Below are 13,590 nucleotides of genomic sequence, written 5' to 3'. Positions count from 1 at the left end.
TGGACTCCTCCCCCGTCCAGGGCGTCAGCAGGGCCCGACATGGTGGGTCCTGCAGTTGTTCCGCTTGCGCTCCGTCGAGGGCGTAGGGGCGGTGGAACAGCGCAACGAGCCGCCCCGCACTCCAGGTGCGCGGGCGGCTCGCTGCGGGGTGAACTTCGCGGTGCGGGCGACATCCCGACGGCCACCCGCACCTTCCCGCGCCCCATCACGAATGACAGCCGGCGGCACCACCACCTCGTTCAATGATCGCCAGATGGCGCCCGGCTGAGGTCGACGATGCAGAAGGCATTGCCATCCGGGTCGGCGAGCACGACGAAATCCGGGTTGGGCGGATACAGATCCCAGTCCAGCACGCTTGCGCCGAGCCGGACGAGCCTCTCGACCTCTGCTTCCTGCTCCGCAGTAGTGTCCACGAACAAATCGAGGTGGATCCGCGGATGGGACTCGGCCGGCGACTCGCTGCGCTGCAAAGCCAACGCCCTGCCGGATCCGTCGGCATGGGCCAGCGTTCTCCATGTCCCACTTGCCCATTCGTCCGTGGCCACCAGGTCCAATGCGGACGTCCAGAAGGCCACGGCACGCGGAACATCGGCCACGCCGATCGCCGCGTCCGCGGCGTCCGCCGCCGTGCACTGATCGACCGCTGCGGCCAGTTCGGCGAACTGCCGCTCGGGGTCTGCTGCCAGCACCAGTGGCTCCGACTCGGTCAACCGGACCCCGGTGAATCCCCCGGACATCCCGTGTTCGGCGACCTGAGCGGCGAGGGAGTCCACCAACAGGGGTGTGCTGGTGGCCATGCCGAACCGGCGTCCCGCTCGGCCCGCGGCGCGGATGGCGGCCTGACCGTCCGCTTGGCGATGCCGCCAACGGTGGCTCGCGCGTGGCCGAGCCCGTGACCGTGTGCGACGGAGAAGGCCACTGCGTTGACGCCGGTGTGCGGGCGTCGTCAAATTTCGCTACCGTAGGTTTCGATACTAAAGGTTTCGAAAATCGCTGGGCGAGGAGAAGGCATGCGCGAGGTCACTGCCGCGGAGCGGCCGCCGGAGCCGGACTGGTCGACGATGACGGCCGAGGAGCTGGTCGTCTACCGCGAGGCGGAGAACCGCTTTCGGGCGTCCAGCGCAGTGCGGGCGATCACCGGAGACCCGGATCCCGGCGCCGCGATCCAATGGCAGGAGGTGGCGCTGCCCGGCCGCGAGCTCCCGGTCCGCGTGTACCGACCGTTGCCCGGGCGCGACGGCGCGGGCGCCGACCTGCCACTAGTGCTCCACGTGCACGGAGGCGGCTTCGTGGGCACAGCGGTGCAGAGCGACTGGGTGAACAGCCACCTCGCCGCCCAGCTGCCCGCGGTCGTCGTCTCGGTCGAGCACCGCCTCGTCGACCAGCGAAATCCGCTGTCGGCAGCCGCCGACGACGGCTGGGACGTGCTCCAGCACGTGGTGCAGCACGCCGCGCAGTGGGGCATCGACCCGGCGCGGACCGCCGTCTTCGGCGAGAGCTGCGGCGCGTTGATCAGCGCCCTGGCCGCGATCCGGGCCAGAGAAGCCGGCCTGCACCTCCGGGCGCAGGTTCTGATCAACCCCGCTGTCGATGTGACCGAGACGATGTACGACCACGCCTCGATCACCCAGTACGCCTACAGCCCGACCCGCGCCGTTCCGCTGCTGCAATTCTTCCAGCGGCTCGCAGTTCCACCGGGAACCGACCCTCGCGCGCTCTCGCCGCTGTACGCCGACAACCTGAACGGGCTGGCCCCAGCACTGGTGGTGGTGCCGACCCAAGACGCAGTGGCCGATCACGGCCGTCGCTACGCCGAACGACTGCACGCGGCCGGGACACCCGCGCGGCTGACCGAATACCCCGGAGCGAAGCACGCGTTCCTCAGCATGCCGGGCGTGGAGCAGCAGGCGAAGGCCGCGCAGGCGGAGATCCTTCAGTTCCTCCGCGCCTCCCTCACCGCGAACACCGAAGGCCCGCGGCCATCGCAACGATGAGCGGACCCGCTCGAAAAGCGTCCACGCCGAACGCGATGGGCCGGACGGCAACCATCTCGGCGACACGCCCCGCCCCGGAACACGGCCAGCGTTTCGGGGCGGGGTCACGGACTAACTGTCCTCAATGGATGCTTGGTGCGCTCGGCGCAGCCCGATTCGTTGTGCCTTGGTCGCCCGACGGCTCCGGAACCCCGTCCGCGGCGGTCGGTTTGATGCGCTGGACGTCCGAGGCCGTGGAGTGGATCATCCTCGGGGACATCACGGTCATTCGCGCCACGGCAGTACTGGTCGAAACACGCGACGGCCGCAAGAGTTCCGAGTGATCATCCGAACGCCGAACGCCCCCATGCGAGCGTTCCTCGCCAAACCGCGGTCAGATCCCCTGGCCGGGGTCGATCTGCCACACCGGCCGTTTGTGGCCGCATCGGCAGCCCGGGTACCGGCACTCGCCGCTGTGCTTGCGGTGCCCGCAGCTGCAGGGCCACTCCACCACGCTGGTGTAGTCGTTCGTCCAGTACAGACCGCACGAGCAGTCCACCCGGCCCACACCGCCGACCCTGGTGTACGGCACGTCCGCCATGCAGCCCTGCGTGCTGTGCTCGCTGCGCGCGTGACCGCACTCGTCGCACGCCCGCCTGCCGTTGACGTCGGACTCGCCCCAGCGCATCCCCGCTCCCCTCATCGGCCACTGGCAGCCACATCACAGCACACCGCGGCTGAGCGGCACGATGCTTTCCGCGACCGGGCCGCACGCAGTCCATCGGCGATGAGCACCACGAGCTCGGCGTGATCAGGCAGAGGGCCGGCGTTGGCGATCAGGCGTTCGCTCGGCGGAGGCGTTCCGCTGACTGGGCGCGGACGGCGTCGCAAGACACCGGGGGGTCGCCGTGCAGGGCCTCCCAGCGGGCGTTGTGCGCTGCCGGCCACAGGCTGGCCGCCCACGCGATCTCCTGCTCCTCCGCGGTGAACCGGCGCCCCCGGAGGTCCTGGTAAGCCGCCAGGAACGCGGCGGAGCTCTCGATCGGGGCCAGGGTCGGCGGCGAGGCACTGGAGAACGCCCCGGACGCCGCGCCCACCAGTGCAGCCTCCGGCTGCCACGCCAGGCTGTCCCAGTCGTGCACGGCCCACACGTGGCCGTCGCGCCAGCGGAGGTTCTGCGCTTCGAAGTCGGCGTGGCCCAGCACGCACGGCAGATCGGTGGCCAGCATTCGCTTGCGGGCCCGCTCGGCCGCGTCGACGACATATGCGGGCACGGCGCGCTGATCCCGCTCGTCGAGGAAATCGATCGACGGCCACAGCCCGGAATCCGCGTGGTCCCAACGCACCCAGCGCGGGTTCGGCAGCGGCGGTGCGACGGTCACGTCGGCCAGCTCGGCCATCAGCCGGGCGAACACCGCCGCGCAGCGCATGGCGACGTCCTCCGAATCGCCGCGCAGCATTTCACCGCCGGGCAGGGACTCCTCGGCGTGAACGGCCAGCGCACCGATGCCGACCGCGGGCGTGAGCGGCCGGGCGCACGGAAATCCCCGCTCCGCCAACCGGGCCTGCGCGGCAACGCACGACGCGGCGCGGCCGTCGTCATCCCGCACCTTCACCACGACGTCACGCCCGCCGGCCAACCGCAGTCCGAACACCGCCGAGATCGACCGCACCTCGAACAGAACGCTGACCGGCTCGTCGCCCAACTGGTCCACGCACCAGGCCGGCAACCAGGTCGGCAGATCACCCAACGACACGGTGAGGACTGTGCCACTTCCGCGATTGGCGTTGTGGGAGGCTCACCCAGCTAATCCGCGAGGAGTTCCGACGCCGCGGTACAGTTTCGCATCGGCCAGGACTGCCGGTCTTCCGCCAAGGACGGCTGTGGCTGAATGCGTTTGCCGAGCAACGGGTTCCGCTGCGGTTCTGCTCGGCGTACCTTGTTGGCGTCACCACGATCGTGCTCTCGTAGCGACTGGGGGGCCAGGTGCAGGATCTGGTCACCGCGCTCTTCCAGTGGGCGTACGGAGTCTGGCCGTCCTACGGGCCCGCGATCGTGCTGGCCGCGTTGGTGATCAGCGCCTTCCTCGTCCCTTTCGCCGTCCTCGAAGTGCGGTGGCAGTGGAAGGTGTTCGCGCAGTTCGGAGCTCATGCGTGGAGCGACGACCCGAGTTCGAGGCTTCTGGTTCACGGCGAGCTGCTCAGGGGGCGGCACCTGCTGCTGCTTCTCGCTCGCCGGGCACTCCTGTTGGGTTCGGCGATTCTCGTCCTGTTGACCGTGCTGGGCTGGCAGCAGCACCGAGGCGAGCTGACCTTCGCCGGGACCGACCTCGGGAAGAGCGTGTTCACGGTGGTGTGGACCAGCCCCCAGGACTGGCCTGTCATCACCCACTCGGTGATCCCCGCCGTGTTCGTGCTCATCTTCGCGGTAGTGGGCGCCAAGCCCCTCGTGGGCTCACGCACGGCACGTTTCGTCGGCGCCGTGCTGATCGCGCTGCTCGCCCCAGGCGCCGTCGTGCTCTACCTCCTCACCGTACTTCTCGTCACCACCGGCGTGCTCCGGCTGTGGACCCGTGCCATCTCGTTCGCCAGGTCCATCGCCGCCCGCGAGAGCCGCGTGCGCGAGACGGGGTGGGCTGATTACCCGCTGCCCGCAGATCGTTGGCAGTCGGGAGTCCTCGCGTTCTGGGGAGGCTGGCTGAGGTGCCTGGTGGGAGCGGCCGCAACGGTAGCGGCGGAGTTGTACGTGCTGACCGCACTTCCCAGCGACCCGCGGGAACTCGGCCTCGGGTTCGACGCCGCGCCTGTTCTCGTCGGTTCTCTGCTCGGAGCCGCCGGGATGCTCGTTTTCGAGCGGGGCGAGAACCTCCGCTGGATGGGCCAGATCATGCTGTCCCGGATCAGCGCGTACCGGGATGAGCACGGGTTCCCGCAGCGCACGGAGAGCCTTGCTGCGCTGAACCGCTCGATGCCCCGGCAGACGCGTCGGGCGGGCATCGGGCTGATGGCCATTGGCGGGTTGGGAGCCTGCGGCCTGGGCTGCGCCGGGATCGTGATCGGTCTGCGGTACACGTGGGAACTCGTTGCGGGCGACGGGGCGTCGCCGCTGGTCTCCGTCTTCCCGTTGGTTCTCGGGATAGTGCTGATGGCGGCGGGGAACGGCCTGCTCCGCATGGGTGGCCGGCACGTCCAGCGCATCATCTCCTCGCCGAAGGACCTGGTGGCAGGTTCGTACGCGCTGTACCTCCGATCGTTCGAGGACGACGCGAAGTTGGCCCGGCTGCACCGGATTCCCCGGCCGAGCTCGTTGATCCGCGGCTTCTTCACGTCCGGCAATCCGGAGGAGGAGCGGCTCGCCGACGCGCTCGCGTGGGCCGGGCTCCCGGTGAGCGTGGGACGGCCGGGAGAACGAGCACCGCACGTCGGAGTTCCGCGCATGTACCTGCCCTTCGACGGCTGGCAGGAGCCGGTGCGGGAGGTGATGCGAGGCGCGAGCCTCGTAGTCCTCGTGCTCGGCCGCGGAGCGGGGACCCTGTGGGAACTGGGTGAGGCGATGCGGATCCTGCCGCCGCAACGACTGGTGCTGCTCGTGACCATGCCGCAGCACGAGTACGACCGGTGCAGGGAAGTCGTGGAAAGCGAGCTGCGGAAACAGGCCGAGACGGTGCGGCGCGAGACCGGCACCCGCTGGAAGCCACCGTCGCTGCCCGACTACGCCGGAAGTCCGGCCGTGACCTCACGGATCCGGGGACTCATCCACTTCACACCGGAGTGGAAAGCCGTCTTCGCGCCGCTCGAACGCCCTCCCCTGCTGGAGAACCAGCTTCTGGGGGCTCTCGACCGAAGCATGTGGCCCGTCGCAGTGCAGCTGACCGACTACGAGCGACGAACCGGCAAGAGGTACGGCTGAGGGTGCGGGTTCGACAAGGCTCAGGGCAGGCTCGTCCCGAAGCCGCCGGTGCCAGACGGGGGGCGATTTCGCGCGAAATCGCCCCCTGCACTCCCGGCGGCCACGCCTCGCACGTCCCTGCGCCCCCGTTCAGGAACGCCTTCCAAAGCAGGCCGTGCGGTCCGCGTGCTTTCCCGATGGCGTCCCAGCGCTGGACAGCGCTGCTACTCGTCGTCTTCGGTGAGCAGGAAGTCTGGTTTGTCTTCTCGCCATCCTGGGACGTTCATCGAGTTCAGGACGGAGATCAGCTTCTTCTCCTCGTAGATGAAGTGCGTTTCCATGATCGCCGACAGGCCCTCCAGCTCCGCGCGCACGTTCGCCGCGGTCGCCGGGTCCGGGGTCTCCGGGAGGTTTCCGAGCAACTTCTCCAGGTTGCCCAGGATCCAGTCGATCCGGTTGTGGTCCGTCTTCAGCTCCGAGATCACCTTGCGGAGTTCGGGATGCTCGTCGGCGATCACCGGGAACGCGCCGCGGTCCTCGCCGGTGTGGTGGCGCGTGAGGGCCGAGCAGAAGGACAGGCAGTGGGCCCGCAGATCACGGGACGGCAGGCCTTTGCCGTCGAAGTAGTCGTCGACGTCGTCCCGGAGGTCTTCCAGTTGCTCGCGCAGCCAGATGTGCACCTCGATCAACTGGTTGCCGAAGGCGGTGAGGCGGCTGCGCGCCTCGGAACTCCCAGCCATGCTGCTCCTCGGATCGGACGTCTCCCCGTCGCCCCAGCGGGCGGGTCCCTGGACGAACGATAGCGATCTTGCTCGTGCCGGGCTGGAGCCGAGCGCAGTCAGCCGGTGGTTCGGGCAGGTCGGCCCGAACCACTGTCGCGGCCCGGCCGTCGGTTCAGTGCGAATGTTCACAGCGAGCCGCCGCCGCGTTCCCGCGGCTCCGCGTCCGACTCCTGCCAGACCCGCACCAGCGAGGCGGACGGCAACCGGACGCCGTCCTCGCTCACCACGGCCAGCCGGGGAACGCGCGGCAACCAGCTCCGATCGAGCCCGGCCGCCTCGCCCGCGAGTAGGACCAACCTCGTGATGTGCGGGGGGAGGTGTGCTCCGCCCCGGTCATCCGCACTCCCCCGGTGATCCGCATTCGACCAACGACGCCGGTCAGCGGGCTCTGCGCCGGTCGACGACGGTCGCCGCAGTGGACGGACGAGCCGACCCTCCGGTACCTCCGGGTCGATCGCCTGCTGGAAAATCACCTCATGTTGTACGGGCGCGCGGTGGAGCAGGCCGCTATCGACGAGCTGACCAGCGCGGCTCGGGGCGGCACCGGCCGGGCTCTGGTCCTGCGCGGCGAGGCCGGCGCCGGGAAGTCGGCCTTGCTGGACCACGCGGCCGCTGCGCCGATGCGCGTGCTCCGGGCCACCGGGGCCGAGCCGGAGGCCGATCTGGCCTTCGCCGCCCTGCACCAGCTGCTGCTTCCGGTGACCGATCTGCTGGATGCCTTGCCCGAGCCGCAGCGCGATGCCGTCCGGGGCGCGCTGGGACTGGCGGCGCCGCCCGCCGAGGACGCACGGTTCCTCGTCTCCGCCGGAGTCCTCTCGCTGCTGGCCGAGGCCGCCGCCGACACCGGCCTGCTCTGCCTCGTCGACGACTTCCAGTGGTTCGACCGGGCATCGGCCGACGCGATCCTGTTCGCGGTCCGGCGGCTGCACACCCACGGCGTGGCGGTGCTGATCGCCGCCCGCGACAGCGCTGGACCGGTCATGCGCGACATCCCCGAACTGCGCGTCGGCGGCCTCGACGAGAAGAGTTCGGGCGAGCTGCTCGCCGGGTGTTCCGCCGCTGTTCCCTCGGCGACCGTGAAAGAGCGCCTGGTCGCGTTGACCGGTGGCAATCCGCTGGCGCTGCGGGAGGCGGCCGGGGCGCTGACGCCCGACCAGCTCGCCGGGCGGGCGCCGCTCCCCGATCCGCTGCCGGTCGGCGCCGGGGTCGAGCTGTTCGGCCGCCAGGTCGCGGAACTGCCCGGGTCGACGCGGCTCGTGCTCCTGATCGCGGCCGCCGAAGGTTCCGGCGAGCTCGGCTGGGTGCTCGGTGCGGCGGCCCGGCTCGGCAACGACCCGACGGCGTCGCTGGAGGCGGCCGAGACCGCCGGGCTGATCACCGTCGAGGGCTCGTCGGTCCGGTTCCGGCATCCGCTCGTCCGGTCCGCCGTGTACGCGGCGGCGACCTTCGCACAGCGGCAGGCCGTGCACGCGGCGCTGGCGGAGGCGCTGGCGGAGGCCGGGGAGCTCGATCGGCAGGCCTGGCACCGGGCCACCGCGACGGCCGGGCGGGACGCGCAGGTCGCGGACCGGCTCGCCGAAGCAGGCGAAAGGGCAAGGGCGCGTGGCGGTTTCGCCGACGCGGCGGCCGCGCTGGCGCGGGCGGCGGAGCTCACGCCCGAACCTCCGGTGCGGGCCCGGCGGCTCACCGATGCGGCGACGGCGGCCTGGCTGGGCGGGCTGCCGGGGCGGGCGGAGAGCTGCCTGGCCGAAGCTCGCGAGCTGACCGACGACCCGCGCCTGCTCGCCGAACTCGCGCAGCTGCACGGCCGTTTCGAGCTCAGCTCGGGCGATGCCGCCGCGGCGCAGCGCGTGTTCGCCGAAGGCGCGCAGCGCGCCAAGGATGCCGATCCCGCCCGCGCTCTTCAGATGCTGGGCGATGCCGCCGAGGCCGCCGCCAACGTCGGTGATGTCGCCGCGACCGTGCAGATCGGCCGGTTCGCGGAGTCCTATCAGGACACCGATCCGTTCCTGCGGGCCATCCTCGTCGGCGTGGCGGCGATGCACACCGGCGACGCCGAACGGGGCGTACCGCTGCTGCGCGGCGCGCTCGCGCGCACCGATGGGCCCGGCCGTGCGGACCGGCTGTTGTGGGCCTCCGTCGCGGCCGGTGAGCTGGGCGAGATCGACAGCGCGGCCGAGTACATCATCCGCGCCGGGCAGGTGGCCCGCGTCTCCGGCATGACCGGGCAGCTGCCGGTGGTCCTGGAATTCGTGGCCCGGGCCGAGCGCATCAGCGGCCGCTTCGCCCTCGGCGCCGCGATCTCCGAGGAAGGGCTCGCGCTCGCGCGCGACGCCGGGTACACCAACTCCACCGCCGGCCACCTGGCAAACCTCGCGGTGGTCGCGGCCGTCCGGGGCCGGGAAGCCGACTGCGAGCGCTACGCCCAGGAGGCCCTGGCCATCGCCATCCCGCACCGAATCGGGCTGCAGGCCAGCATCGCGGCGTACGCCCTGGGACTCCTCGACCTCGGCCTGGGGCGTTTCGCGGCGGCGCACAGCCGTTTCCAGTCGATGGCGGGCGCCGGGCCTGGGGCGGGGCATCCGGTCACGACCCTGCGCTCCACTCCGGACCGCGTCGAGGCCGCGATCGGTTGCGGCGAGCCGGCCGCCGCACGCACCGCGCTGGAGACGTACGAGCGCTGGATGGCGAACGCGCGCACTTCGGAGTCGCAGGCACTGCTCGCCCGCTGCCGTGCGCTCGTCACCGAGGACGCCGAGGAGGGACTTGCGCTGTACGAGGAGGCGCTTCGCCTGCACGCGGGGGACGGCGGTTCGCCGTTCGAGGAGGCCCGAACCTCGCTCCTCTACGGGGAACGCCTGCGCCGCGCGCATCGGGGAGGCGACGCGCGCTTGCCGCTGCGCACCGCTCTGGAGACATTCCAGCGGCTCGGCGCCGAACCGTGGGCAGTTCGCGCGCACGGTGAGCTGCGCGCCGCCGGCGAGTCCGCTGCCCGGCACGAGTCCGACGCTCTGAGCACGCTCACCCCGCAGGAGCTGCGCATCGCGCGGTTGGTCGCGGACGGCGTGTCCAACAAGGAGGTGGCGGCCCGCCTCTTCCTGAGCCCCCGCACCGTCGAGTACCACCTCTACAAGGTCTACCCGAAGCTCGGCATCGCCTCCCGCACGGAGCTATCGCGCCTGGTCAACGCCGCCCGGTGAGCCGATCCCGGTACTGGCCGGCACGTGCCCGGTGGTCCTACGGATGGCACCGGTGGCGCGCTGGACCAGGCTTCTCCTCACCGAGAACGCGAAGGAGCTGCGCATGACCGAACGCATGATCGCCAACGGGAACGTCGAGCTGTGGACCGAGGAGTTCGGCGACCCGGGCCACCCGCCGGTGCTGCTGGTGATGGGCTCGATGTCGCAGGGCGTGCTCTGGCCGGACGGGCTCGTCGGCCGGCTCGCCGCGGCGGGGCGCCGGGTCATCCGGTACGACCACCGCGACACCGGGAAGTCCAGCGCCATCGACTTCGAGGCCGATCCCTACACCTGGGCCGACATCAAGGACGACGTGCTGGCGGTGCTCGACGCGTACGGGATCGACCGGGCGCACATCGTCGGCCATTCCGCCGGCGGGCTGCTCGGCCAGTGGATCGCGGCCGAGCGGCCGGAGCGGGTGCTGTCCCTCACCGTGATCGGGTCCTCGCCGCTCGGCCGCGGCGAAGGCGCCACGCTGGTGCGCGCCCTGATGGGCGAGGAGCCGCAGCCGGGCGAGCTCCCCCGCCCCACCCGGGAGTTCATCGAGCACTTCGGCAAGGCCGCGGTGAGCCCGCCCGCGTCCGACCGGCGGTCCCAGATCGGTTTCGCGATCGAGACCGCGCGGGTGCTGCACGGCCCGGCGATCCCGTTCGACGAGGACGAGCAGCGGCGGTTGGAGGAGCGCATCTTCGACCGGGACCGCGATCCCGCGACGGTCGCCAACCATCGGCTCGCCGCGATGACCGACTCCGCCTTCGAGCCGGTCGGCGCGCTCGCCCGGATCGAGGCCCCGACGCTGGTCATCGAGGGCACCCACGAGCCGGTGAAGCCGGGCCACGGCGCGCTGATCGCCGAGGAGATCCCGGGCGCCGAGCTGCTGGTGATCGAGGGCATGGGCCACACGTTGCCGTCGCAGGTGCACGAACCCCTCGCCCGGGCGATCCTCGCGCACACCTCCTGATCGCGACGCGTGGCGGCTCGAATCCGCCAGTTGGGAACGATTTTCATGCTCTCGGATGATTGAAGCGAGCCGGGTGGTCCTCAAGGATGAGTACCACTCGCCCCCTCCTGCCCGATGCGGGCAAGAAACGCAAAAAAATCGCGATCGCCGTAATGCGTTAGGAGAATTCCCAGATGTCCACGGGAGAATTGCCCCGGGTGCCCGGGGTCGTTCAGCAATCGTCGTTCGACGTGGGCATGCGGCTGGTGCAGCGGCACGGCGAACTCGAAGGCCGGCCGGCGGAGTTCGACCTGCTCGGGCTCCGGTGGGATCTGCTGCCGGAGGTCTTCGCGCCGATCCACACCGCGTCCACCGAGCTGTTCGCCCGGTGGCTGCCGTACCCGAACGGCGGCAGCTTCCTCGAAATCGGTTGCGGCGCAGGGGTGATCGCGGTGAACGCCGCCTTGCGCGGCTGCGCCTCGGTGTCCGCAGTGGACATCGTCCCGGCTGCGGTGCGCAACACCGAGCTGAACGCCGCCCGCCACGGGGTGGCGGACCGGGTCCGGGTGCTCGGCAGCGACCTCTTCGACGCCTTGGCCCCCGACGAGCGCTTCGACGTGGTGTTCTGGAACTCCAACGTGGTCCCGGCACCGGCGGACTTCGACTACACCGTCCCCGCGCAGCGAGCGATCTTCGACGCCGGCTACGCCGCGCACGACCGCTACCTCCGGGAAGGACTGGCGCGGCTGACCGGGAAAGGGCGGCTGTTCCTGGGGTTCAACAGCCTCGGTGACATCGCCCGGCTGCGAGCCCTCGCGGCGCTGATGGGCCTGCGCGCCACCGAGATGCAGCGGGCGACGCACCGGGCCGGGACCGCTCCGGTCACCTTCCAGCTCCTGGAGATCACCGCCGCGAACCGGCTATGACCGCGCCGCCGCGGCTTCGCGCAGCGCGGCGCGGTCGAGCTTGCCCATCCCGATCAGCGGCATCGCGTCGACGAGCTCCAGCCGCTCGGGCATCTTGTACCGGGCCACCCCGCGGGATTCCAGGTGCAGGCGCACTTCCCGCAGTTCCGGGACCACGTCACCGGCCGGCACCACGTAGAGGCACACGATCTCGCCGTGCATCGGGTGCGGGCCGGCGACGGCCGCGACCTCGGCGACGTTGTCCAGCTCCCGGACGAGCTGTTCCAGCTCCTCGGCGCAGATCTTCTCGCCGCCGCGGTTGATCACGTTCTTGATCCGCCCGACGACCTGGAGATCACCGCTCGGCAGCTGCCGGACGAGGTCGCCGGTCCGGTAGAAACCGTCTGCGGTGAAGGCTTTTTCGGTGGCCGCCGCGTCCCGGTAGTAGCCGCCGATCGTCGCCGGGCCTCGCGTCAGCAGCTGCCCGGGCTGCCCGGGCGGAACGGGTGCGCCCCCGTCGTCGACGACCAGCACCTCCTCGGCGGCCGAGACCGGCCGCCCCTGCGTGGAGGCCACCACGTCCGCCGGATCGTCGAGCCTGGTCGCGTTGATCAAGCCTTCCGTCATGCCGTAGACCTGCTGCACGACGGGCCCCAGCACCGAACGCGCCCGCTCCGCCGCGGCAGGTTCCAGCTTGGCGCCCCCGATCTGGACCGCGACGAGGCTGGAGGTGTCGAAGCGCTCCCCGTCGAGCACCGCCAACCACTGGCCGAGCAATCCCGGCACCGCCGCGAAATGGGTCACCCGCTCCTGCTCGATCAGGCGCAGCGCACGGCGCGGGTCCTCCGCGCTGTCGAGCACGACCGTCCCGCCGGCGGCGAGGACGCCCAGAATTCCCGGGCAGGACAAGGCGAACCCGTGCGCGACGGGCATGACCGCGAGGTACGCGGTGCTCGCGTCGATCCGGGTCACTGCCGAGGTGGTCCGGATGATGTGGCCGAGGGACTCGTGCGTGCGGGCGATCACCTTGGGCGGCCCGGAAGTCCCGCTGGAGAGCAGCAGCACGGCCGCGTGCTGCGGCCGTGGCCGATCGATGGGTGCCGCGTCGCAGCCGGAAGCGCTTGGCCCGCACAGTTCGGACAGGTCGACGATGTCGCTTCCGGACGGCGGTTCTTCGCCCGTGAGCAGCAGCATCTCGAGGTTCGGGTGCCGAGGGCGGAGTTCTCGGACCATCGCGAGGTTGTCGAACCGCCGCGTCCGGTGCGGCAGGGCCATTGCGCGGCTGCCGGTCGACTTCAGGATGCGCTCGACCTCGTACGACCGCAGCGCCGGGAGGAGGAGCATCGGCAACGCGCCGATTCGCAGCAGGGCGAGCAGGAGTACGACGAACTCAATGCCGTTGGGCAGTTGCACCGCGACCGCGTCGCCGCGCCGCAAACCTCGCGCCGAGAGCCCTCCGGCCGCGCGATCGACGGCGGCTGCCAGCTCCCCGTGGGTCATCCGCCGGTCGCCGGCCACCAGCGCGCACTTGTGCGGAAGCCCTTTCCCTTGGCGCAGAACGAGTTCGTGCAACGTCTCGGGTCGCCACCACCCGGCCTCTCGATAGCTCCGTGCGCGTTCTTCTGGGATGCCGGGCACTTCAACGTGCTTCGATGAGGACGTCGAGGTCGGCCACGGAGAAGTCCGTCGCGCTCCACAGGTCGATCCGCACGCCGAACCGGCGCTCCAGCTCCAGTTCGAGCGCGGTGATCTCGGTGGAGTCGAGGCCCAGGTCGGCTTGCAGCCGCGTGTCCGCCTGGATCTCCTCGTCCGCCACGCCGAGTCCCTGCAGGATCTCGTGCAGGGCAGCCTCGTTGCGCATG

The 13,590-nt window shown here is 71.0% G+C and carries 13 protein-coding genes; 6 read left to right on the top strand and 7 right to left on the bottom strand.

Annotated elements, in window-relative coordinates:
• Positions 1 to 239: 239 nt before the first annotated feature.
• Entirely contained in the window at positions 240 to 689 is a 450-nt protein-coding gene (locus tag AC07EQ_RS17540; RefSeq protein ID WP_478388966.1) for a VOC family protein, read from the bottom strand.
• A 321-nt stretch (positions 690 to 1,010) separates the two neighbouring features.
• Between AC07EQ_RS17540 and AC07EQ_RS17535 the strand changes: the two genes are divergently transcribed.
• A complete protein-coding gene (locus tag AC07EQ_RS17535; RefSeq protein WP_478388965.1) occupies positions 1,011 to 1,994 on the top strand; it encodes an alpha/beta hydrolase in 984 nt (327 codons plus the stop codon).
• Between the two features lie 128 nt (positions 1,995 to 2,122).
• Positions 2,123 to 2,317, top strand: coding sequence for a hypothetical protein (locus AC07EQ_RS17530; RefSeq protein ID WP_478388964.1), 195 nt, complete (start codon positions 2,123 to 2,125; stop codon positions 2,315 to 2,317).
• Between the two features lie 50 nt (positions 2,318 to 2,367).
• Here the strand turns inward: AC07EQ_RS17530 and AC07EQ_RS17525 are convergent, their stop codons facing one another.
• A complete protein-coding gene (locus AC07EQ_RS17525) occupies positions 2,368 to 2,661 on the bottom strand; it encodes a hypothetical protein (protein WP_478388963.1) in 294 nt (97 codons plus the stop codon).
• Between the two features lie 148 nt (positions 2,662 to 2,809).
• A complete protein-coding gene (locus tag AC07EQ_RS17520; protein ID WP_478388962.1) occupies positions 2,810 to 3,730 on the bottom strand; it encodes an aminoglycoside phosphotransferase/kinase family protein in 921 nt (306 codons plus the stop codon).
• 230 nt (positions 3,731 to 3,960) lie between these two features.
• Between AC07EQ_RS17520 and AC07EQ_RS17515 the strand changes: the two genes are divergently transcribed.
• Entirely contained in the window at positions 3,961 to 5,883 is a 1,923-nt protein-coding gene (locus tag AC07EQ_RS17515; protein ID WP_478388961.1) for a hypothetical protein, read from the top strand.
• 203 nt (positions 5,884 to 6,086) lie between these two features.
• Here AC07EQ_RS17515 and AC07EQ_RS17510 read toward each other — a convergent pair whose 3' ends face one another.
• Together AC07EQ_RS17510 and AC07EQ_RS17505 are read right to left on the bottom strand one after the other, a co-directional pair.
• Positions 6,087 to 6,602: a hemerythrin domain-containing protein gene (locus AC07EQ_RS17510; RefSeq protein ID WP_358308364.1), complete on the bottom strand. Its 516-nt coding sequence runs from the start codon at positions 6,600 to 6,602 to the stop codon at positions 6,087 to 6,089.
• 167 nt (positions 6,603 to 6,769) lie between these two features.
• Positions 6,770 to 6,940, bottom strand: coding sequence for a hypothetical protein (locus AC07EQ_RS17505; protein ID WP_478388960.1), 171 nt, complete (start codon positions 6,938 to 6,940; stop codon positions 6,770 to 6,772).
• Between the two features lie 180 nt (positions 6,941 to 7,120).
• On the opposite strand from AC07EQ_RS17505, the gene AC07EQ_RS17500 reads away from it, so the two are divergent.
• From AC07EQ_RS17500 to AC07EQ_RS17490, 3 genes are all read left to right on the top strand, one after another.
• Positions 7,121 to 9,844, top strand: a complete 2,724-nt coding sequence (locus AC07EQ_RS17500) for an ATP-binding protein (protein ID WP_478388959.1) — start codon at positions 7,121 to 7,123, stop codon at positions 9,842 to 9,844.
• A 103-nt stretch (positions 9,845 to 9,947) separates the two neighbouring features.
• Positions 9,948 to 10,844 (top strand): alpha/beta fold hydrolase, encoded by an 897-nt coding sequence (locus AC07EQ_RS17495; protein WP_478388958.1) that lies wholly within the window; start codon positions 9,948 to 9,950, stop codon positions 10,842 to 10,844.
• Positions 10,845 to 11,017: 173 nt separating this feature from the next.
• Entirely contained in the window at positions 11,018 to 11,749 is a 732-nt protein-coding gene (locus AC07EQ_RS17490; RefSeq protein ID WP_478388957.1) for a 50S ribosomal protein L11 methyltransferase, read from the top strand.
• On the opposite strand, the gene AC07EQ_RS17485 is transcribed toward AC07EQ_RS17490, so the two are convergent.
• Both AC07EQ_RS17485 and AC07EQ_RS17480 read right to left on the bottom strand, forming a co-directional pair.
• On the bottom strand, positions 11,744 to 13,300 hold the full coding sequence (locus tag AC07EQ_RS17485) for a (2,3-dihydroxybenzoyl)adenylate synthase (RefSeq protein ID WP_478388956.1): 1,557 nt from the start codon (positions 13,298 to 13,300) through the stop codon (positions 11,744 to 11,746). The genes AC07EQ_RS17490 and AC07EQ_RS17485 overlap by 6 nt on opposite strands.
• A gap of 67 nt (positions 13,301 to 13,367) precedes the next feature.
• Positions 13,368 to 13,589, bottom strand: a complete 222-nt coding sequence (locus AC07EQ_RS17480) for an acyl carrier protein (RefSeq protein ID WP_478388955.1) — start codon at positions 13,587 to 13,589, stop codon at positions 13,368 to 13,370.
• Position 13,590 lies beyond the last annotated feature (1 nt).

It is taken from the genome of Saccharopolyspora sp. NPDC045839 (assembly GCF_056431645.1).
The sequence above is the reverse complement of the archived record's forward strand: the minus strand, read 5'-3'. Positions and strand labels throughout refer to the sequence as shown.